The following is a 20,922-nucleotide window of genomic DNA, read 5'->3' as shown; positions in this document are numbered from 1 at the left end:
ACGAAAACTGCCTGGATAGTTCACCGGCCGCTTGGCGCGACACTACCGGCAAAAGTAAGGCGGCTCTCCCCATAGTGAGCCGCCCTGTCCTTTAGGCAGTTTCAGAGGATTTGCCAGAACTCATGGCACGATTCGCTAAGCCCGCCAGAGTGGCTTGCAACGCTGGCGACTTATCGAGCACTCCTTGAACCGCTTTACCGTAGCCTAGGCCGGCGGTGAGCTTTTCAAATACATCGCTGTCGCCTCCAATCAGTTCAAACTTAGCATTGTGCATCGCGGCAGCCATTACCTTGCCATTTTCGAGCATACCGATGCGCTGAGCTTCGATTTGCGCCATGACTTCTTTCTCGTGGACTTCCAGGTTCATACGGAACTCTTCGAAGTGGCGAGCCTCTTCGGACATATTGTCGTAAGCGCGCAGCTTCTCGACCAAACCATTCGCTTCGGCTTTGGCCATTGCTTCCCGGGCCTGCGCTTTCGCGGTGCCCAGTTTTTCCTCGCCCATAGCCTCGGCTTCCAGGCGCTGCTCAAGAATACGCACTTCCGCCAGTCCGGCATCTTCATCGGCTTTCGCATTAGCCGTTTTAACTTCGGCAAGGGCAAAGCCTTCGCTACGCTGGGCGTGAGCTCGCGCTTCCAGCACTTGTGCTTCGGCCAGCCCATCTGCCGCGGCAAGCGCCTGTTGGCCACGCGCCTGCTTCTCTTCTGCTGCGGATTTCTTCTCGGCGGCATCCAGATCGGCTTGTGCTCGAATAACGGCTTCTTCCGCTTCCAGTTTGGAGCGCTCGAACACAGCTTCCGCGGCACGCACTTCTTTGAGCTTGCGCTCTTCAGCTTCGGCTTGGGCAGCGGTCAAGCGAGTGACCTTCTGGCGCTCCGCCTCGGCACGGTTGCGCACATCGTTAATATTCTCTTCTTCTTCCGCCACGCTGCGCTCAACCGCAATACGCTGGCTGGTAATGTCGGCAATCTCTTTGCGCTCTTCTTCCAGCGCTTTTTCCATACCGATTCGTTCAATTTCTACCGCGCGCTCACGGGTCACATCCTCAAGCTCTTTCGCCTGACGAATGCGCACCTCTTCGATTTGTACCGCACGCTCGCGGGCCTTAGTGGCCATTTCGATCTGGCGCTGCTTGTTCTCTTCGGCAATCGCCAGCTCTTCGTCGGTTTTAATCCGCGCGGCTTCGCTTTTTGCTCGCTCTTGCTGGAGTACCTGCTCGGCTTCGGACTGCTCACGAGACTGCAGGCTTTCGATTTCGCGACGCTGACGCGCCTCGGCATCGGCCTGAGTTCGCTCAAGCTCTAACGCGGCTTCACGTGCGGATACATTCTTGCGCTGAATTTCCAGCTCTTGGTCACGCTCCAGGCGGTTGGTTTCAACATTGTGCCGGGCGGTAATCTCAGTGATGCATTTGATGCCTTCCGAATCCAGGATGTTGTTCGGATCCAAAGAGCTTTTCGGCGTCTGCTCTAAATAGTCGATGGCAACGTCTTCGAGAATGTAGCCATTAAGATCCTGACCAATGGTCTCAACAATGGCGTCGCGGAACTGCTGGCGCTCTTCGAAGAGCTGCATGAAGTCCATCTTTTTACCGACAGTCTTCAATGCTTCGCTGAACTTGGCGTTAAACAACTCATTAACGGCATCGCGATCGGACGCACGACCAACACCAACGGATTTAGCAACGCGCAAGACGTCTTCGGCAGTCGCATTGACGCGTAGGTAGAATGCTACGCTAATATCGGCACGCAAATTATCGCGGCAAATCAGCCCCTCTTTCCCGGTACGATTGAGCTCCAGGGTGATCACCGACACCTTCATGGTTTCGGAACGGTGAACAACGGGCAGCACCATAGCCCCGGTAAAGTAAACCTTGGGCGTTGCGGAAAGGTCATTGACGATTAATGCCTGGCCTTGATCTATTTTTCGATAAAAGGCTTTAAACAGTGTCAGTATTGCAAGCAGCAAAATAACAAGCGCACTGACAGTAACCAGTAGTGGCATGATCCACGACAAATCCATCTTTATCTCCTGCACCAAGGCAATTAATCGGCTAAGCCGGCTTCAAAATCTTTTTCAGATACCACCCAGTACGCATCTTCAGTAAACAGGTACTGAATAATGATGGCGCGCTCGCCGCGCACCAGCACTGAGTCGCTTCGCACTTGCAAAATAAGATGGTCACCATCGATATGCGCATCGGCGCGGCCTTTCTCTTTTGTCACCTCTCCCGAGCGAACCGTGCATTGCTTACCTGTCAAACGCTGTTCAATAGGCAGGTGCTGAGCGGGGCGAAAAAGGGGCCGCATAGGGCGAATCAGCAAGGACGTGATAATAGTGGCGACAACAAACCCTAATATCAGCACGACGCCATTAAACACCCACAGCAACAGGCCTGGGTTTAGGTGTGTTCCTAACAACAGCATTGCGAAATAGCTAAACAGCCAGCCGGTTAATGCCAGCAGCGTAATCACTAGCGGCAGGGGAACGCCGTGCAAGCCCAGCGTTGCCAGTAAACCGCCCAATGCCAGCGAACCTCCTTCGCCAACATCACCCTCGACTACGTCGCTATCGACTAAACCCGATAGCGAAACTAACCAGTAAAGAACGGCGACACTTAGCAGTACTGTAAAGATGACGGTAGGAAAGCTGGTAATAATCGAAATAAATAGAGGCATGCGCCTGAAACCCAGTAAGGCCAAACATAAGCGCCATCAATAGGGAATGCCGCCATGAGTCATCACCCTTTTTTCATTTTGCTGAGAAAGGGCTTTTCTATAAAAAGTAGTATTAAGTCGATGCTATTTATTGCTCAGGACTTTAGCCCTGCTAGCAACGCCAAGAAAAGCTACAGCATCTCCTAGCGAAATCAATTCAGGCATCGATTTTTAAGAGATATCTTACAAAACCAATAGCGAATGTCTTACAAAATCCGCCCTTTTGGGCGGCTAGGTCTGATCACCAACGTCAAAGCGGTGTTCAAACAAAGAAAACTTGGCCAAGGGGTTTACTGCCGCTTTCGTTCATCTAATCGAGCAATGAATCTCGGCCAGCGGGCAATCATTGCGGTGACAGCAACAGCAAACAGCAGCCGTGCCCATAAAATGCCCGCTATGTCAGCCCCCAGCATCAAGATCAGCAGCGTGTCTTCTATAACGCTATGGCAGAGGCCGAGAAAGCACAGTGCAAGCGTGCTATCCCGTTTGCTAAGCACACCGTTTTGCAAGTCACGAATCAGCAGCCCTGCGCCATAGCTTAATCCCAACGTGAACCCAATCACGGTAACGTTAGCCGCAGAACGGCCAATGCCTAATAGTTTGAGTAACGGTAGCAAGCCAAGATGAATCCAGCGCTCAAGGCCGAGCTTTTTCAGAAGTTTTAGCAGCACAATCAGCGCTAAAATAATCACAAAGATAAGCGCTAGCGTTTCAAGCTGTGCTATAGCCCAGCTGCTTAGCGTCGGCGCTGGTGACAAGCTTGGTTGCCATACCAGTGCTGCTGGCGCTTGCAACAAACCAAAATACGAATAGAAGCAGTGCAAGAGCCAAGCAAGCAGCCAAGCCCCACCTACGCGCAGGAGTAACGTAGCCCACCACGGTACGCCAGCGCGCTTGGCGACGGCCCCTTCAACAGGAATCGAGTGCCCTACCAGCATCAACGCACCCAGCACCGTTACTTGCTCGGTACTCAAGTGCATATCACCGGCTACTTGAAGAAAGACCGCAATGGCGGTGTACAAGTTGGTAAAGAGCGCCGCCGCCCACACAACACCCAACTGCTCGGGCAAACCGAGTATGCTCATTAAGGGAGCCAATACCGTTCCCAGCCAGCCGATAACACCCAAGAGTTCTAATCCTTTGACGATAAGCAACGCCGGAATCAGGATTTTGAGCAACGTCAGGTACACACGCAGCGCGTCTTGTAATAGGTGGGTTATCCAAGCCAATAGATGATGAATTGTTATCTGCATCAAGCCTCCGTTGCCATCCTTAGAACAACGGTTATGATAATGGGGCTCACGCAGAATCTTCTTTTCAATTCCGCACTAACAATCACTATTCGTTCTTTATGAGCTCAGAAAGGACATTTTATTTCATGGACGCCATTGATCGACGAATCCTTGATCAGCTTCAGCGTAACTCCAGCCTGACCAACCAAGCACTAGCAGATGAGATAGGGCTTTCACCCTCCGCCTGCTTAAAGCGCGTTAATCGATTACGCGACGCTGGAATCATTGAGCAGGAGGTAGCACTACTCAATCCTGACGCTTTGGGGCAGTGCTTGCACATGGTGGTAGAAGTCACCATGGAGAGGGATAACAAATCACTCTACCAGCGTTTTTTAACAACAGCGCTGAGCGCCCCTGAAGTTAAGCAGTGTTATCAGGTAACCGGCGAGTGTGATTTTGTGTTGATAGTGACAGTCGCTGATTTAGACGAGTACGACAGCTTTTGTGATCGCGTGCTCTATGGCGACGACAACCTGCGCAAGTTCCGCACGCTTCTGTCGCGTAAGCGGCATAAGTTTGATACATCCGTTCGGCTCAGTCGTTGAGTGCTGCTCAGGCCGTCAACCCAATGCCCCTCAAGATCACTGAGGTAACCGACTGTACGGCTTTCTCGAACTGTAGATCGTCCAGCGGCTGGTCGTCGTTGAGAAGGCAGATTTGGTAGTCGAAGTCGGCGTAATGCTGGGTTGATGCCCAGATCATATACAGCAAGTAGGAAGGCTCGACAGGGTTGATTTGACCAGAATCGACCCACTCGCGAATTTTTGACTCTTTCAGCTTGGCCCATTCGTAAAGGTTATCGCGCAAGCGCTCTTTAAGGATCGGCGCACCCTGCATCACTTCGGCCGCCCAAACTTTCGAACCGTGGGCGCGATTGCGGGAGTGGTTCATCTTGGCGCGAATGTAGGTGGAAAGCACCACCCGTGGGTCATCATAGAGCTCAAAGCAGAGCGCGTCTTGTTTCCACACCTCCAAAAGCTCGAGCAATACATCCTGATACAAGGCTTTTTTGGTAGAGAAGTAGTAGTGCACGTTGGACTTGGGAATATCGGCCAACTGGGCGATTTCACCCATAGAGGCACCGGCGTAGCCTTTTTCGGCAAATAGCTGCTCCGCGGCTAAGAGAATCTTCTTAACGTTGGTCTGGCGAATTTCGTCCTGGGTTCTTGCCACGCTGCACTCGTCCCTTACATCGAAGATAGGCACTAAAAAAGCACCGTCGCAGGGCGACGGTGCTGAGAAGATGTCCTATTTACCCTAGAACGTCAACTTTGATTGGCGGGAAACGAGAACTCCGCTCGCGTCGCTTCGCTAACCGATGGCCAGCGCTGGGAAACTGCTTTGCGGCGGGTATAGAAACGCACTGAATCAGGGCCGTAGGCGTGAAGGTCACCGAACAGCGAGCGCTTCCAACCACCAAAGCTGTGATAAGCCACGGGCACTGGTAACGGCACGTTCACCCCGACCATGCCAACCTCGATAGCGTCGGTAAAGCGACGGGCAGCTTCGCCATCGCGGGTGAAGAGGCAGGTGCCGTTGCCGTACTCGTGGTCGTTGATCAGTTGCATGGCGTCGTCCAGGCTAGCGACCCGCATGACGCACAGCACCGGCCCGAAGATCTCTTCCTGGTAAATACGCATCTCAGCGGTGACGTTATCGAACAGACAGCCGCCAACAAAATAGCCTTCCTCATGGCCAGCCACTATTAGGCTGCGCCCATCAGCAACCAGCTTAGCGCCAGCCTGAACGCCATCTTCGATAAACCCGAGTACCTTGTCACGGTGTTCGGCCGTCACTAGCGGCCCCATATCCAGGCCTTTGTCAGTGCCGGGGCCCACTTTCAGCTGAGCAATTTTGGGCAGCATGGTTTCGACTAAGCGGTCTGCGGTTTCATCACCAACGCATACCGCCACCGAGATCGCCATGCAGCGCTCGCCGCAGCTACCGTAAGCCGCACCCATCAGCGTATTGGCGGCATTTTCCAAATCAGCATCAGGCAGAACGACAGCATGGTTCTTCGCCCCACCAAGGGCTTGTACGCGCTTACCAGCCGCGGAACCGCGCGAGTAAATCGCTTCCGCCACAGGCGTTGAGCCGACAAACGAAATAGCTTTAACGGCCTTGGCATCCAGCAGCGTTTCCACCGCTTCGCGCCCGCCGTGAATTACATTCATCACACCTTTGGGTAGCCCCGCTTCTTGCAGCAGTTCGGCCACCGCCATCGCCGCTGAAGGGTCTTTCTCCGAGGGCTTGAGGATAAAGGTGTTACCGCAGGCAATCGCCATGGGGTACATCCACAGCGGCACCATGGCGGGGAAGTTAAACGGGGTAATGCCTGCCACCACACCCAACGGCTGGAAGTTTGACCAGGCATCAATACCTGGCCCTACATTGTGGGAGTACTCACCTTTTAACAGCTCCGGCACCCCGCAGGCGTACTCAACGTTCTCGATGCCGCGCTTGAGTTCGCCCATGGCGTCTTCGGGGGTTTTGCCATGCTCTTCGCTAACCAATTGCACTAAGCGGTCAGCGTGATCTTCCAGCAATTGCTTAAAACGGTACATCACCTGGGCGCGCTTAGCGGGCGGCGTATCGCGCCAAGCCGGAAACGCCGCCTGGGCAGCGGCAATGGCACGCTCTACATCGGCGGCATCCGCATCAGCCACTTGTCGAATCACCTTGCCCGTTGAGGGGTTGGTGACATCCAGCGTCCGCTTACTTTCAACTAACTCGCCGTTAATCAGGTGGGAAACAACACTCATAGTTAAACTCTCTGAAATTTAGGTCAGTCGGTTATCCAATGAATCTTAGGCTAACGAATCCAGGGTGGTCGCAACGGCATCGAAAAGGCGCTCAAGCTCGGCTTCGGTGGTGCCAAACGGAGGGCCAAATTGCAAAGTATCGCCACCGTAGCGCACGTAGAAGCCAGCTTCCCAAAGCGCCATATGCGCATCCCGTGGGCGGATAATGGGGTCGCCTTCCCGGGGCGTTAGCTGAATGGCCCCCGCTAAGCCGTAGTTACGAATATCGACAACGTGATTGCGCCCTTTCAAGGCGTGTAGCTTCTGCTCAAAGGTAGGTGCGATGGCGCTAACCTGAGCGGGGAAATTTTCTCGCTCCATCATCTCAAGCGCCGCCAATCCCGCAGAGCAGGCCACCGGGTGGGCGCTGTAGGTGTAACCATGGGGGAATTCAACGGCGTGCTGGGGGCCACCGGCATGCATAAATGTGTCGAAAATCTCGCTGGAAGCGATCACCGCCCCCATAGGAATGGCGCCGTTAGTGATCTGCTTCGCCACGTTCATGATATCCGGCGTGACACCAAAGGCTTCCGCGCCGGTGGTCGCGCCGCTACGCCCAAAGGCGGTAATCACTTCGTCAAAAATCAGTAAAATATCGTGGGCGGTGCAGATCTCGCGCAGCCGATCCAGGTAGCCCTTTGGTGGCACAATAACCCCTGCCGAGCCGGACATTGGCTCAACAATCACCGCCGCAATGGTGGAGGCATCGTGTAGGGCGATTTGATCGAGCAATGCATCGGCAAGCCCAGCGCCGGTTTCCGCTTGGCCACGGGTGTAGGCGTGACCCGCCTGAAGGGTATGCGGCAGATGCGTTACGTCCATCAACTGGCCGTAGTGTTTGCGATTGCCACCAATCCCGCCCAGGCTGGTTCCGCCAATGTTGACCCCGTGGTACCCCTTGGCGCGGCCAATCATACGGGTTTTCTCAGGCTTACCTTTTAAGCGCCAGTAGGCCTTGGCCATTTTGACCGACGTATCAGCCGCTTCTGACCCCGAGTTGGTGAAAAACACATGATCCAGCCCAGCAGGTGTAAGGCTAGCCACCTTTTCCGCCAGCTTAAACGCCAATGGATGGGCAAGCTGAAAACCTGGCGCGAAATCAAGGGTGCCGAGCTGCGCCGAAACAGCCTTTTGGATTTCTTCGCGGTTATGCCCCGCGCCGCAGGTCCATAGCCCGGAAAGCGAATCAAATAGCTTACGGCCCTGGTCATCAATGTAGTAACGCCCTTCCGCCCCGGCGATAACCCGCGGGTTAGCGTGGAAGTCGCGATTGGCGCTAAACGGCATCCAGTAATGCTGATTAAGTGCCGTTTTTGAGGGCGCATCCCCCATAGAAGAAGGTGAGGCTTTAGTCTTGGTTTTGCTTTTTATTCCAAACATGGTGTCCGGCTCCATCGTATGAGGCATTGCCCAGCATGCGCCACCGAACACGTTTATAAAATTACGCTCTTCTTTTGTTCACGTTAGAGAATCTATACGTAAAACGGTGTTGTGAAGACCTTGCAACCTTGACGGCTGCTTAAAAAACACCTAATCATTATATTTATGCGAATAAATACAACAAATATCTGGATCACGCCCAAACAGTCCACAGCACCGATAGCGTCGCGCTAATAACCGCTGCTGTTGGCTGCCATGTGCTGAAAAGAACGCTCACTTACTAAACATAAATAATTCACCAGGAACATAGGGCTTACTTGCTATGAAATATTTAACTCCGCTCAAACTGTCCATTTATGGCGGCATGATATTCAGTTTTTTCATGTTGGAAAGTCCCATCATTATGCTGGCTAATCGGATTGAACCCATGGTACTGGGCATTCCGTTTCTTATTGTATGGAACCTGTTTTGGTGGTTTGCGTTAACAGCGCTTTTTTTGGTGGCGTACTTTACTAATTGGGGCAGCCCGACACCAATGGCTGAAAACACTGCTAAACAACAGCCATAAGGGGAGGGATCAACCATGACAGGTAGTCTATTAATTATCGCTGCATTTATGATTATCCCCTTGATAGTAGGGATTTTATCAGCAAGACAATCACAGGAAACCAGTGAAGACTTTTTCGTTCAAGGTCGTGCCATGGGTAGTAGTGCGGTGTTCTTCACCGTTGCCGCCACTTGGTGGAGTGCCTTTGCCTTCCTGGGTTCTAACGCAACGTTTTATACCAACGGCCCGGTATTTCTTACCGCGCTAGCCTGGAACCTGCTATTTGGCTTTATGTATTACTGGATAGGCAAGCGAGTTTGGTTTTTAGGTAAACGATTCAACTATTTAACGCCTTCAGATTTAATTGGCGACTTTTATAATAGTGAGGCGCTGCGCATTACCGTTGCAGCAATCACGCTGATTTTTACCGTGCCTTATTTACAGATCCAATTAACCGGGGGCGCTTACTTAATTGAAGTTGCCTCAGGGGGATTAATTCCTTTCTGGTTAGCAGCGTTGCTGTTTTACTTCATTATTATTATCTATGTGTGGATCGGTGGTATACGCGCCATCGCCTGGACCGACGTGATATACGGCGCACTGCTGTTCTTTGGCATGCTGTACGCGGGCTACTATATTTCCACCCAGTTAGGAGGGCCAACGGCACTATTTAGCCAGCTACACCAAACCTCCCCCGAACACCTCACCATGCCAGGGCCTAACGGCACGATGGGTTACCCCATGTGGTTCTCGCTTTTCGCGATTGGCGCCTTTATGGGCCCACAAATCTGGCTGCGCATGTACTCAGTCAAACACGGCAAACTGTTTAACCTAATGCCATTTCTACTTGGCCTGGCAGCCTTTGCCTACGTGGGGTCGGTGCTTTCTGGTTACTCCGGCGTAATACTCGAACCCAATGTAGAAAATCCTGATCAAATCCTGCCCATTATGCTGATGGAGTATGCGCCTTACTTACTCGCCTCGCTGATTATGGCGGCAGGCGCTTCGGCCGCCATGTCGACCGCTAACTCGCAAATTCACGCAGTTTCCACCGTGGTAACGATGGATATTTATAAGCGCTATATAAACCGCGGGGCCAGCCAAGCACGGATCGTTTATATCGGCCGCCTTTCGCTGGTGGGCTTCTCACTTGCGGCTTATATCATGGCGCTTACCGTTCCCGGCGTGCTGGTGACTATTGGGATTGCTGCCTTGGCGGGCACCGCACAGCTGATTATTCCTACCATCGGTGCCATCACTTGGAAAAAAGCCCACCCCACCGCCGCGCTTGCTGGTTTATGGGCCGGTGTTGCCTGTGTACTACTGATGACCTTTGGGCCACTAAGCGCCCCCTTTGGTTACCACGCAGGTATTTGGGGTCTGCTGCTAAACACTGCGCTGTTTGTAGGCCTAAGCCATGCGCTACATCGTCGCGATACAGCAGTAGTAGAACGTTTTACCCAGGCACGCTACGACTATGATGCCGAGTACCACCCCGAGCGCTTGCTTGCATACACCCAAGAAACGACCAACGCCGCTAACTACAAATAAGGAGTGGAGTTGATGGCTCAAACCCCTGTTTCAGCCTCAAGGCGCCGACCCAAGCTTGCCGAGTTGATTAGCGATGATATCAAGCGCTGGATTGCCGCCGAGTCATTGGGGGAAGGCGACCGGCTACCCAATGAGAAAGCCCTGATGGAGCTTTACGGCAGCGCTAAGGCCACAGTACGCGAAGCATTGAAGATCCTCGAGGTTGAGGGGCTAATCACCTTAAAAACCGGGCCTAAAGGCGGCCCGGTAATTAACCAGCCGGGCATGGAGCCCGCTAGTCGCATGCTGCGCAACTTCCTGCATTTCCAACAGTTGGATGGCAGGCAAGTTTACCAACTACGCAAGCTATTGGAGGTTGAGCTGGCGGCCTCGGTAGTAGGCAGGCTGACAGAGCATGATTTCCAGCAGCTTGAAGCCAACATGTCAGCCTGCGCCTGCTGTGGCGGAGAGGAGGATCATCGCCGCCAGCGCTTTTTAGAGCTGGAGTTTCACCAACTTCTGGCCCGCGTCTGCCCTAACCCTTTGCTGGCGTTTATGTGCCAGTTTTTAAACAACATGCTGCGCGATTTAGTGGTGATCAAAAAAGCTTATGTGCCTGAGCGCAAGCAGTTCGACCACGCCAACCAGGATTACCACCGCCAGTTGGTTGAGGCCTACCGTGCAGAAGATACTCAGCGTGTCCGCAACATTATGGCTGAGCACATGGCTGATGCCGAGCATCATATGAGCGCACTGGAAGCGGAAATGGCCGCTCAGATGCTGATCAGCAACCATTCACACAACCTGCAGAATCACCGTTCCAAGCTACACGAATTAACGACGGAAAATGCATCCGTTTAATCTTGTGAGGAGAGTGAAATGAACACCTACGTTACACCAACCAATCATACCAACGACCTACATACCGACAGTGACCGCCTATGGCAGGCGCTGATGGAAATGGCCAAGCTAGGCGCCACCCCCAAAGGTGGAGTGAACCGTCAAGCGCTCACCGACTTAGAACGCCAAGGGCGCGACCTGTTTATCCAGTGGTGCCGCGCCGAGGGCTGCACCATTCGGATTGATAATATCGGCAATATTTTTGCCCGCCGGGAAGGCAGTGACCCCAATGCCAAAACAGTCATGGCAGGCAGCCACCTTGATAGCCAGCCTACTGGCGGTAAGTATGATGGCTGTTTTGGGGTAATGGCTGGCCTGGAAGTGATACGTACTCTTAATGAGCACAAAATTACGACTCAAGCGCCCATCGAAGTTGTCGCGTGGACTAACGAAGAGGGCTGTCGTTTTGCCCCCTGCATGATGGGTTCCGGTGTGTTTAGTGGCGTGCTTGAATTTGACGCCATGATGGCGCGCACTGACGCAGAGGGCGTGACGGTAAGCGATGCGTTAGATGCTATTCACTACCGCGGCAGCGATGAGGTCTCGCCAAGCGAGATCAAAGCCTATTTTGAACCGCACATTGAGCAAGGGCCTATTTTAGAAGACACCGACACTACCATTGGCGTGGTTATTGGCGGGCTTGGCCAGAAGTGGTTTGATTTAACCCTGACCGGGCTTGAAGCCCACGCGGGCCCTACACCGATGAACCTACGTCGCGACGCCATGATGGGTGCTGCGGAAGTTACCCAAGCGCTCAACCGCATCGCCTTTGATCACCAGCCCCACGGGCGCGGCACGGTCGGCTGTATGACGCTACACCCTGGTTCACGAAACGTGATTCCCGGCCAGGTCAAAATGACCCTGGATATGCGCCATTGGGAACCTAAAGCGCTCGAGACAATGGGTCAGGCAGTGTCCGTCGCTGTTGAGGAGATTTGTCAGCGTCACGGGCTGGCGTACGAGCTAACGCCCACCGCAGATTTTGCACCTGAACACTTCAATAAAGCGTGTGTTGATACCGTGCGCCAGGCAGCCGAAAAGCTCCAGCTGTCGCATATGGATATCATCAGCGGCGCAGGGCACGATGCCATGTTTGTTGGCCGCGTTGCCCCCGCGGCAATGATTTTTATTCCCTGCAAGGATGGCATCAGTCACAACGAGATTGAGAGCGCCACACCAGAGCACGTACACGCAGGCTGTAACGTTCTACTCCACGCCATGCTTGAAGCTGCCGGTGTTGAGGGTGGTGAATAATCATGGCCGAGACCTTTGAAACACTAACGGCCGTTCAAGCATTGGCCCGTTTCGGTGAGGGCTCGCTCTCGCCGGAGTCACTGGTCGAAGACTGCTTGGCACGGATTGAACGGGATAACCCTAAGGTCAATGCGTTTACCTGCGTTAACGATGTAGAGGCTCGACGCCTAGCCGCAGAGTCGGCTATCCGCTGGCAAGCAGGCACGCCCTGCGGCCCGCTGGATGGCATCCCCATTACCATTAAAGACCTGACCTTAACCAAAGGCTTGCCGACGCGTCTTGGGTCGACCACCACCCCACCAGAAGGCCCTTGGGAGGTGGATGCGCCAATCAGCCGTCATCTGCGCAACGCCGGGGCTATCGTGATTGGCAAAACCACTTCGCCGGAGTTTGGCTGGAAAGGCGTCACCGATAACCCACTGCACGGCATTACCCGTAACCCCTGGAACACTGACCTCACGCCAGGGGGATCATCCGGCGGTGCAGGGGCAGCCGCGGCGCTTAACCTTGGCCTGTTGCATCAGGGCAGCGACGCGGGTGGTTCCATACGCATTCCATGCAGCTTTACGGGCACTTTTGGTATTAAACCGACCTTTGGCTGGGTACCCCAGTGGCCCGCCAGCACCATGAGTACGCTCTCTCACTTGGGGCCAATGACCCGCACCGCGGCAGATAGCGCACTAATGCTTAGCGTAATGGCGCAGCCCGATGCTCGGGATGGCTACTCCGGCAATCCGCTTGGGCCGGACTGGCTAACGCCCCCTCCTGCGGATCTACGCGGCTGGCGAATCGCCTTTAGTGCTGACCTTGGCTATGTAGAGGTAGCGCCGGATATTGCTCAGCGATTTGAAAAGGCCGTTACCTATCTCGAAATGCTGGGCGCTACGGTCGAGCGAGTGGACCCAGGCTTTAGCGATCCGCTCAAAACGTTTAATACGCTGTGGTTTGCAGGCGCGACGCAAGCACTCGAAAAACTAGACGAACAGCAGCAGGCGGCACTCGACCCTGGGTTTCTGGATATCGCACGGCGCGGGCAAGATGTATCGCTTTCCGCCTACCTTGCCGCGCGGCGCGAGCGTAGCGAGCTGACGGCGTATATGGCGGCATTTCATCAACAGTATGACCTACTGGTCACACCCACCATGCCGATTGCCCCCTTTGCCGCGGGCCACAACGTGCCACCGGGAGGCATCTACCGCGACTGGATGGATTGGACGCCGTTTAGCTACCCCTTCAATCTCACCCAGCAACCCGCCGCCTCGTTGCCTTGTGGGCTGGATAGCCAGGGACTGCCGGTAGGTCTGCACCTTGTAGCAGATAAATATCAAGACCTTAAGGTACTGCATGCCACCCAACTGCTTGAACGCTATTTGCCGCCGCTGACGCCGACTGGAGTGGTAGAGGTGTTATAAAGTCGGTCTTACAGCACTACCTCATAGCCTTCAAATTTAGGCGGGCCGAGATAAGTGCTTTCCGGCACTTTAGCATTGCGTAAGCCTCATCTCGAGAAGCCAAGCTAACACGGCACAAGGCTCAGCCCAATCAATGCCGCTTAACGTCCTCATCCGGCTTTACTTGTGTGGGTAGAGCCCCTGCATCTTCCAGGTCTACCCAAGGCTCGCGAGGTGCTTCAATACGCGAACCGGTACGGGCGGCAAATCTCTCACTGTGCAATGCTTTGAGTAGTCCAAACACCATTAAGATCACTACCACTGAAAATGGCAAGGCAGCCATAATCACCGCTGACTGAAGGGTTTCAAGGCCACCCGCCAGCAGCATTACGGCTGTCAGCAAACCCAGCCCAGCCCCCCAGATGATGCGATGTACAGTGGGCGGTTCAGGATCACCGCCGGCGAGAATAGTGTTGATCACCAGTGTTCCAGCGTTGGCAGAGGTGATCAGGTAGGTCGCAATCAACACCACCAGTACCGCCGATACGCCGATGCCAAGCATGCCCAGATCCATTGCCGCTACCGTGGCAAACAGCGCAGTAGCCACATCGTCGTCCACGGCCTGGATGATCCCCCCTGCGCCAAAGAGTTCATGATAGAGCGCGGTGCCACCAAACAGGCCAATCCAGATAATGGTAATCACCGTGGGCACCAGTAATACTCCCATCACGAACTCGCGGAAGGTACGCCCCCGGGAGATCCGTGCAATGAACATACCGACGAAAGGCGACCAAGCAAGCCACCATCCCCAGAAAAAGACCGTCCATTCTGACTGCCAGCCATCCGCAACGGTGGCATTGGTGTGAAAGGCCATGCCGAGCAGGTTTTGTAAATAGTCACCAGCGGATTCGATCGTTAGCGCTATCAGGTACTGGGTTGGGCCAAACAGCAGCATGAAAACCACCACCGCAATACTTAGCCAGAAGTTAGCCTCTGAGAGTAGACGCACGCCGCGCTTGACCCCAGAGACAACCGACAGCGTCGCTACGCTCATAATCACGGCAGTGATAAGAAGTTGGAGTCTGACTGACGACTCCCACCCGAAGACTGCATCAAGGCCCGCATTCATTTGCTGAACGCCGAGCCCCAGCGTGGTAGCGATCCCGAATACCGTGCCAAATACGGCAAGCAGGTCGACCACGTCGCCTAATATGCCATGATTATACTTGCCCAGAATCGGCTCCAACCCAGAGCGCACCGTCAGCGGCAGGTTACGGCGATAGGCGAAGTAGGCCAGCACTAACGCCACGAAAGAGAAGATCGCCCAGCCATTCAACCCCCAGTGGAAGTAGGTCAGGCGCATCGCCACCCGCGCTGCCTCCGGGCTCATACCTTCGGATATGAAAGGATTTTCCTGAAATTGCAGGATCGGCTGAGCCACCGCCCAGAATAGAAGCCCTACCCCAGTGCCCGCGGCGAACAGCATTGAAACCCAGGAGAAAAAGGTGAACTCCGGCTGTTCGTTATCACCACCCAAGCGTACGTTCTTGAAGCGCCCCACACCCAGCCAGATCATAAACAGCAGTAAAAAAGCGATGAGCAAGACGTAGTACCACTCAAGAAAGGGGTTCACTGAGCGACGCATGCGTTCAAGGATGTCGGCGAGGTGTCCGGTAAAAAAGGCCCCATAAATTAAAGCCGCTACCACCATAATAATGGCGATCAACGTGACGCGAGCATTCATTCCCTTGAATAACCCTGAGGTGGCTTGGCGATACATCACATCTCCTTGCTTAGCGAACTTATGCTTGATTTAATTTTAAATATTCAGCTCGATCAGCCCCACAGCAGGCGATACCACCTTGTGACCAAAGATATCAGCAAGATATCTTGCTAACGAAATCATTGCATTGGCGGCCCGCACAGCAAGTCGTCGTTCATGTGGAAACACCAAACATCTCTCTTCCTGCCTTCCCCCAAATAAAGACGGTCACCAACGCGGCTGTGAGTGATACGTCAACAGGCCCTACTAGTAGCAACCTACTCGTTAGATGAAACGTTACGTTAGTGTAACTAGCTCACCCTCCAATAAAAACCGTCCGGTCGGTTTTTATTGACTATCATCAAACTTAAATGATTAAATCCAATGAATAATTGCAATCATTGAGGCTGTTGCTTAATACACATACATGCGGAAATGTATGTGTATTATTAGCTTCTGCTTTCCTCATAACTCGTTGAATCATTAAAGCATCGCCGCTTTCGGCTCTATTCTACTTCTGCTTTTCCCCCCCTCAAAAGGGAACTGATATGAATCAAACCAAACTCTGCCAAGACACGAGAGCCAGGAGCTCTCTACCCAAAAAGGAAGCTCTTCGTCGGCACCATTTGGCGCAAACTTTACGCATGCCTTTGAAAAAAAAGCCTTCAGCACTCAATGCGGACACCTACGCCTTAAATTGGCAACAAGAAATGATTGTAATTAAGGATTGTCGTTATCGCCCCAAGCTAGCACGCCCCTTGATTCGTTGGTTATTGCGACGAGAGTGCAAAGCATACCAGCGGCTTTATGGTACGGAGCTTGTTCCCGAGTGGTTGGGCTGGCTCGACAAAGACGCTTTTATGTTGCGTTACGTGCCGTCCATACCTATTTCAAAACTCGACACTCGCCAGCTAATACAAGCCAACCTCAAACTTCAGAAAAGCGTTGAAATTTTGCATGAACGCCGCCTCTTCCATATGGATTTACGCAGTGGAGGAAACATCTTGGTGGCCCCAGGCGGGCGTGTCTACCTAGTCGATCTCACATCAATGGTTAAGCTGAAACCCTGGGCCGTCCCATTCGCTTGGTGCTTTCGACGTTGGGATGAGTATGGATTGCAAAAATGGGTGTGGAGAGTCATTTCATTTTTAGCCGCACGAGAGGAGATTTTATCAATTAAAAACCGACTAGTCGGTTTTTAATTGATCCAAGTCAAAACCTGGACTATAAATAATTAGATAATAGCAACAACAATCTAATTGCTTATGTTCACTCAGGGTTTAGCGACGAATCTGATCGCTCCAACTTTTTTTCAATACAAGCTCATACCACAAAAATGGGCTCAGAGCTAACTCTCCACATCTGGCAGGAAATTAGCGGTGCGCATACCGCTTGAAACCAGGACAACTTTACCTAGCCATGTCAGCCAACCCATCGGCGCAGTAATTGAGTAAGTAACGTTAACCAAGCAATCGACTGCCAACCAAGGATGCAACATCATGAAGTCAAGCAATAAAAGTCAAAGGATCAAAGGCTTGGTGGCTATTGCCGTTATCAGTATTGCGGCATGGCTAGTTTGGCAGGAGCTGCAGCCAGAGGGCCCGGGCGAAGGTATCTCAAGCGGCAACGGTCGCATCGAAGCCACTGAGATCGATATCGCCACCCGTGTCGCTGGCCGCCTTAAGGAGGTATTGGTCGAAGAAGGCGAGTTCGTCGAAGTCGGCCAAGTGGTCGCCCGCATGGATACCGCCACCCTGGAGGCCGATCTAGCTCAGGCCAGAGCACAAACTCGCCGAGCCGAGAACGCCCTAGAGACAGCCCGAGCCATGGTTGCCATGCGCCAGAGCGAGCTGGAAACCGCACGCGCTGTAGTCAACCAGCGACAAGCTGAACTGAATGCCTCTCGAAAGCGCTACGAGCGTTCGGCTGAATTGGTAGAGCGAAACGCCATCTCTCGCCAGCAATTCGACGATACCCTAGCCGACTACCAAAGCCAGCAGGCCGCCCTGGCTTCAGCCAATGCACAGGTGCTCTCCGCCCAAGCCGCTATCCGCGCTTCCGAATCCCAGGTAATCGAAGCCGAGTCAGAGGTGGAAGCCACCCAGGCCTCGATCCAGCGCATCGAGGCCGACCTGGAGGACAGCGAGCTGAAAACTGACCGCTTGGCCCGAGTACAGTACCGGGTGGCCGAACCAGGCGAGGTGTTGGGTGCCGGAGGCAAGGTACTCAACCTAGTCGACCTCACCAAAGTCTATATGACATTCTTCTTGCCCACTAGCGAGGCAGGCCGGGTTGCCATCGGCGACGAGGTTCGCCTAGTGCTAGATGCTGCGCCGGACTATGTGATTCCTGCCCGGGTCAGCTTCGTAGCCAGTATTGCACAATTCACCCCCAAAACCGTAGAAACGGAGAGCGAACGAGAAAAGTTGATGTTTCGAGTTCGTGCTCAGATAAATCCTGATCTGCTTCTCGAGCACATCAGTCAGGTCAAGACAGGCCTACCCGGTATGGCTTACTTAAAGCTTGAGGATGACGCCAGCTGGCCCGACAATCTCAAGGTCAATGTTTCACCATGAGCCATGAGACACACTCTGTCGCCCACGTCAGCGCGCTAACATTGCGTCACGGGCGCATCACCGCACTTGACGCACTGAATCTGGAATTGCCAGCTGGCTGCATGATCGGGTTGATCGGCCCAGATGGTGTCGGAAAATCCAGCCTGCTGGCGTTACTCGCTGGCGCTCGCAAAGTGCAAGAGGGCGAGGTTACGGTGCTAGGCGGCGACATGCGTGACAAGCGGCACCGGAGCCGCGTAGGGCCACGTATCGCCTACATGCCCCAAGGGCTAGGTAAAAACCTCTATCCCACCCTCTCCGTTGAAGAGAATCTGCAGTTCTTCGCCCGGCTGTTCGGCCACGGAGCCAGTGAGCGTCGCCGACGTATCGACGACCTGACTCGCAGCACCGGGCTACACTCGTTCTTGGCGCGCCCCGCTGGAAAACTCTCAGGCGGCATGAAGCAGAAGCTCGGGTTGTGCTGTGCGCTGATTCATGACCCCGACCTGCTGATTCTTGACGAACCCACCACCGGCGTCGACCCGCTGGCCCGCGCCCAGTTCTGGGACTTGATCACCCGCATCCGCGTCGACCGGCCACAGATGAGCGTGATAGTTGCCACCGCCTACATGGACGAAGCCCAGCGTTTTGACTGGCTAGTGGTAATGGATGCAGGACGCATACTCGCCACCGGCACCGCGCAGAAGCTACTTGAGCGTACCGCCAGCGACTCGCTGGACGGCGCCTATATCGCGCTGCTACCAGAAGAGAAGAAACGCGACTATCAACCTGTGCATATCCCTCCGCTGGAAGTCGATACCGAGACCGATATTGCCATCGAAGCCAAGGGCTTGACCATGCGTTTCGGCGATTTTGTGGCCGTCGACCATGTCAGCTTTCGCATCCGGCGCGGCGAAATCTTTGGTTTCCTCGGCTCCAACGGCTGCGGCAAGTCAACCACCATGAAAATGCTCACCGGCCTACTGCCTGCCAGCGAAGGCCGGGCTTGGCTGTTCGGTCAGGAGGTCGATCCACGGGATATCGATACCCGCCGACGAGTGGGCTACATGTCCCAAGCATTCTCATTGTATGGCGAGCTCACCGTGCACCAGAACTTGTTGCTACACGCGCGTCTATTCCAGATTGCAAAGCACGACATCGCCGACCGGGTCGCCGAGATGGTCAAGCGATTCGAGCTCGATCATGTACTCGACGACCTGCCGGAGAGTCTACCGCTGGGAGTGCGTCAGCGGCTATCGCTGGCAGTAGCGATGGTTCACAAGCCCGAACTATTGATACTCGACGAGCCTACCTCAGGTGTCGACCCGATCGCCCGTGACAACTTCTGGCGCCTCCTGGTCGAGCTGTCGCGACGGGATCGGGTGACCATCTTCATCTCCACTCACTTCATGAACGAGGCCGAGCGCTGCGACCGCATGTCGATGATGCACTCAGGCCGTGTACTCGATAGCGACATGCCAGCGGCGCTGGTCGAGAAACGTGGCGCGGCAACACTGGAAGAAGCCTTTATAGGCTATCTTCTCGAGGCAGGCGCAGATAAGGAGAGTTCAGCGCCGCAAACTACTCCGCAGACAGTGAGCATTACCACAGAATTACCCCCTATCGTCGAAGAGACTCACCTTGCCCCACCACCACGCCACCAGCATTTCAGCCTGCAGCGCATGCTTAGCTATATGTGGCGAGAAACCCTGGAGTTACGCCGAGACCCGGTGCGTGCGGCCCTGGCACTGGTCGGCTCGCTTATCTTGATGTTTGTGATTGGTTTCGGTATCAGTATGGATGTCGAGGATCTCAGCTACGCCATCCTCGACCGTGACCAAACCTCGCTTAGCCACAATTACGCTCTGAATCTCTCTGGAGCCCCTCACTATTTTATCAAGCGCCCCCCACTGACTGACTATGAAGAGCTTGATCGCCGCATGCGCAGCGGGGAACTGGCTCTGGCGATCGAGATACCTCCGGGATTTGCACGTGACGTGATGCGTGGACGCAACGTGGCGATCGGGGCCTGGATCGATGGCGCCATGCCCCAGCGCGCTGAAACCGTGCAGGGCTACGTCCAGGGCATGCATCAGCAGTGGCTACAGGAGCAGGCAAGGCAGTCTGGAATGGCGACCAGCGCGATGGCGGCCAGCATCGAGAACCGCTACCGCTACAACCCTGATATCCAGAGCCTTCCGGCCATGGTACCTGCCGTGATCCCACTACTGTTACTGATGCTCCCGGCAATGCTTACCGCGCTGTCGGTAGTACGTGAAAAAGAGATGGGCTCGATCATCAACCTCTATGTCACCCCGGTCACCCGAGCCGAATTCCTAATCGGCAAGCAGATTCCCTACATTGGCTTGGCAATGATCAACTTTCTGTTGATGACCGGGCTTGCGATCACGCTGTTCGGCGTGCCGATCACCGGCAGTTTCCCTACGCTGGCACTTTCGGCGCTAGTGTTCTCGATCATTGCTACGGGGATGGGTTTGTTGGCATCCACTATCACCAAAAGTCAGATCGCCGCCATGTTTTTCGCCATGATCGGCACCCTCATCCCCGCTACTCAGTTCTCAGGCCTGACCGACCCGGTCTCGTCACTAGACGGTGTCGGGCGATTCATCGGCAATATCTACCCGGCAAGCCATATGTTCACCATCAGCCGCGGCGTATTCAGCAAAGCACTCGACCTTCGCGACCTCATCGGTTCGTTCTTACCGATGCTGTTGTCGGTTCCCGTGATCATGGGAATGGCGATCATCCTACTCAAAAAGCAGGAGCGTTAA

At 54.1% G+C, this 20,922-nt stretch carries 16 protein-coding genes; 9 read left to right on the top strand and 7 right to left on the bottom strand.

The window, feature by feature from the left end; all coding sequences use genetic code 11:
• Positions 1-91 precede the first annotated feature (91 nt).
• The 3 genes from HALA3H3_RS11585 to HALA3H3_RS11575 all read right to left on the bottom strand — a co-directional run bounded on the left by HALA3H3_RS11585 (position 92) and on the right by HALA3H3_RS11575 (position 3,971).
• Positions 92-2,023: a hypothetical protein gene (locus tag HALA3H3_RS11585; RefSeq protein WP_022521729.1), complete on the bottom strand. Its 1,932-nt coding sequence runs from the start codon at positions 2,021-2,023 to the stop codon at positions 92-94.
• 23 nt (positions 2,024-2,046) lie between these two features.
• A complete protein-coding gene (locus HALA3H3_RS11580) occupies positions 2,047-2,679 on the bottom strand; it encodes a hypothetical protein (protein ID WP_022521728.1) in 633 nt (210 codons plus the stop codon).
• Between the two features lie 329 nt (positions 2,680-3,008).
• A complete protein-coding gene (locus tag HALA3H3_RS11575; RefSeq protein ID WP_022521727.1) occupies positions 3,009-3,971 on the bottom strand; it encodes a nucleoside recognition domain-containing protein in 963 nt (320 codons plus the stop codon).
• A gap of 125 nt (positions 3,972-4,096) precedes the next feature.
• On the opposite strand from HALA3H3_RS11575, the gene HALA3H3_RS11570 reads away from it, so the two are divergent.
• Positions 4,097-4,555, top strand: a complete 459-nt coding sequence (locus HALA3H3_RS11570; protein ID WP_022521726.1) for an Lrp/AsnC family transcriptional regulator — start codon at positions 4,097-4,099, stop codon at positions 4,553-4,555.
• A gap of 7 nt (positions 4,556-4,562) precedes the next feature.
• Here HALA3H3_RS11570 and HALA3H3_RS11565 read toward each other — a convergent pair whose 3' ends face one another.
• The 3 genes from HALA3H3_RS11565 to aptA form a co-directional block, all read right to left on the bottom strand.
• Positions 4,563-5,183 carry a TetR/AcrR family transcriptional regulator gene (locus tag HALA3H3_RS11565; protein ID WP_022521725.1) on the bottom strand — a complete coding sequence of 207 codons (621 nt, stop codon included), beginning with the start codon at positions 5,181-5,183 and terminating at the stop codon, positions 4,563-4,565.
• 92 nt (positions 5,184-5,275) lie between these two features.
• Entirely contained in the window at positions 5,276-6,772 is a 1,497-nt protein-coding gene (locus tag HALA3H3_RS11560; protein ID WP_022521724.1) for a CoA-acylating methylmalonate-semialdehyde dehydrogenase, read from the bottom strand.
• Positions 6,773-6,817: 45 nt separating this feature from the next.
• On the bottom strand, positions 6,818-8,191 hold the full coding sequence (gene aptA / locus HALA3H3_RS11555; RefSeq protein WP_022521723.1) for an omega-aminotransferase AptA: 1,374 nt from the start codon (positions 8,189-8,191) through the stop codon (positions 6,818-6,820).
• 322 nt (positions 8,192-8,513) lie between these two features.
• Here aptA and HALA3H3_RS11550 point away from each other — a divergent pair, with 322 nt between their 5' ends.
• The 5 genes from HALA3H3_RS11550 to HALA3H3_RS11530 are packed head-to-tail and all read left to right on the top strand — an operon-like array spanning position 8,514 to position 13,834.
• Positions 8,514-8,759, top strand: coding sequence for a hypothetical protein (locus HALA3H3_RS11550; RefSeq protein ID WP_022521722.1), 246 nt, complete (start codon positions 8,514-8,516; stop codon positions 8,757-8,759).
• 15 nt (positions 8,760-8,774) lie between these two features.
• Positions 8,775-10,289 (top strand): sodium:solute symporter family protein, encoded by a 1,515-nt coding sequence (locus HALA3H3_RS11545; protein ID WP_022521721.1) that lies wholly within the window; start codon positions 8,775-8,777, stop codon positions 10,287-10,289.
• A 12-nt stretch (positions 10,290-10,301) separates the two neighbouring features.
• Complete coding sequence (locus HALA3H3_RS11540; RefSeq protein WP_053856964.1) at positions 10,302-11,129, top strand: FadR/GntR family transcriptional regulator; 828 nt, start codon at positions 10,302-10,304, stop codon at positions 11,127-11,129.
• 18 nt (positions 11,130-11,147) lie between these two features.
• Positions 11,148-12,422 carry a Zn-dependent hydrolase gene (locus HALA3H3_RS11535; protein WP_022521719.1) on the top strand — a complete coding sequence of 425 codons (1,275 nt, stop codon included), beginning with the start codon at positions 11,148-11,150 and terminating at the stop codon, positions 12,420-12,422.
• Positions 12,423-12,424: 2 nt separating this feature from the next.
• Positions 12,425-13,834 (top strand): amidase, encoded by a 1,410-nt coding sequence (locus tag HALA3H3_RS11530; RefSeq protein ID WP_022521718.1) that lies wholly within the window; start codon positions 12,425-12,427, stop codon positions 13,832-13,834.
• 130 nt (positions 13,835-13,964) lie between these two features.
• On the opposite strand, the gene HALA3H3_RS11525 is transcribed toward HALA3H3_RS11530, so the two are convergent.
• Positions 13,965-15,593 carry a BCCT family transporter gene (locus HALA3H3_RS11525; protein WP_022521717.1) on the bottom strand — a complete coding sequence of 543 codons (1,629 nt, stop codon included), beginning with the start codon at positions 15,591-15,593 and terminating at the stop codon, positions 13,965-13,967.
• A gap of 530 nt (positions 15,594-16,123) precedes the next feature.
• Between HALA3H3_RS11525 and HALA3H3_RS11520 the strand changes: the two genes are divergently transcribed.
• The 3 genes from HALA3H3_RS11520 to rbbA all read left to right on the top strand — a co-directional run bounded on the left by HALA3H3_RS11520 (position 16,124) and on the right by rbbA (position 20,922).
• Complete coding sequence (locus HALA3H3_RS11520) at positions 16,124-16,777, top strand: protein kinase family protein (RefSeq protein WP_022521716.1); 654 nt, start codon at positions 16,124-16,126, stop codon at positions 16,775-16,777.
• A gap of 297 nt (positions 16,778-17,074) precedes the next feature.
• Positions 17,075-18,151 carry an HlyD family secretion protein gene (locus HALA3H3_RS11515; RefSeq protein ID WP_022521715.1) on the top strand — a complete coding sequence of 359 codons (1,077 nt, stop codon included), beginning with the start codon at positions 17,075-17,077 and terminating at the stop codon, positions 18,149-18,151.
• Entirely contained in the window at positions 18,148-20,922 is a 2,775-nt protein-coding gene (rbbA, locus tag HALA3H3_RS11510; protein ID WP_022521714.1) for a ribosome-associated ATPase/putative transporter RbbA, read from the top strand. The genes HALA3H3_RS11515 and rbbA overlap by 4 nt, the downstream gene beginning before the upstream one ends.

Origin of the sequence: Halomonas sp. A3H3 (assembly GCF_000982975.1) — a bacterium.
In the GTDB taxonomy this organism is placed as follows: domain Bacteria; phylum Pseudomonadota; class Gammaproteobacteria; order Pseudomonadales; family Halomonadaceae; genus Vreelandella; species Vreelandella titanicae.
This window is presented reverse-complemented; position numbering and strand designations above follow the sequence as displayed.

Excerpts from the sequence above, each read along its gene's own strand:
- HALA3H3_RS11585 (WP_022521729.1), bottom strand. The coding sequence starts at position 2,023 with ATGGATTTGTCGTGGATCATGCCACTACTGGTTACTGTCAGTGCGCTT.
- HALA3H3_RS11580 (WP_022521728.1), bottom strand. The coding sequence starts at position 2,679 with ATGCCTCTATTTATTTCGATTATTACCAGCTTTCCTACCGTCATCTTT.
- HALA3H3_RS11575 (WP_022521727.1), bottom strand. The coding sequence starts at position 3,971 with ATGCAGATAACAATTCATCATCTATTGGCTTGGATAACCCACCTATTA.
- HALA3H3_RS11570 (WP_022521726.1), top strand. The coding sequence starts at position 4,097 with ATGGACGCCATTGATCGACGAATCCTTGATCAGCTTCAGCGTAACTCC.
- HALA3H3_RS11560 (WP_022521724.1), bottom strand. The coding sequence starts at position 6,772 with ATGAGTGTTGTTTCCCACCTGATTAACGGCGAGTTAGTTGAAAGTAAG.
- aptA (WP_022521723.1), bottom strand. The coding sequence starts at position 8,191 with ATGTTTGGAATAAAAAGCAAAACCAAGACTAAAGCCTCACCTTCTTCT.
- HALA3H3_RS11550 (WP_022521722.1), top strand. The coding sequence starts at position 8,514 with ATGAAATATTTAACTCCGCTCAAACTGTCCATTTATGGCGGCATGATA.
- HALA3H3_RS11545 (WP_022521721.1), top strand. The coding sequence starts at position 8,775 with ATGACAGGTAGTCTATTAATTATCGCTGCATTTATGATTATCCCCTTG.
- HALA3H3_RS11540 (WP_053856964.1), top strand. The coding sequence starts at position 10,302 with ATGGCTCAAACCCCTGTTTCAGCCTCAAGGCGCCGACCCAAGCTTGCC.
- HALA3H3_RS11535 (WP_022521719.1), top strand. The coding sequence starts at position 11,148 with ATGAACACCTACGTTACACCAACCAATCATACCAACGACCTACATACC.
- HALA3H3_RS11530 (WP_022521718.1), top strand. The coding sequence starts at position 12,425 with ATGGCCGAGACCTTTGAAACACTAACGGCCGTTCAAGCATTGGCCCGT.
- HALA3H3_RS11525 (WP_022521717.1), bottom strand. The coding sequence starts at position 15,593 with ATGTATCGCCAAGCCACCTCAGGGTTATTCAAGGGAATGAATGCTCGC.
- HALA3H3_RS11520 (WP_022521716.1), top strand. The coding sequence starts at position 16,124 with ATGAATCAAACCAAACTCTGCCAAGACACGAGAGCCAGGAGCTCTCTA.
- HALA3H3_RS11515 (WP_022521715.1), top strand. The coding sequence starts at position 17,075 with ATGAAGTCAAGCAATAAAAGTCAAAGGATCAAAGGCTTGGTGGCTATT.
- rbbA (WP_022521714.1), top strand. The coding sequence starts at position 18,148 with ATGAGCCATGAGACACACTCTGTCGCCCACGTCAGCGCGCTAACATTG.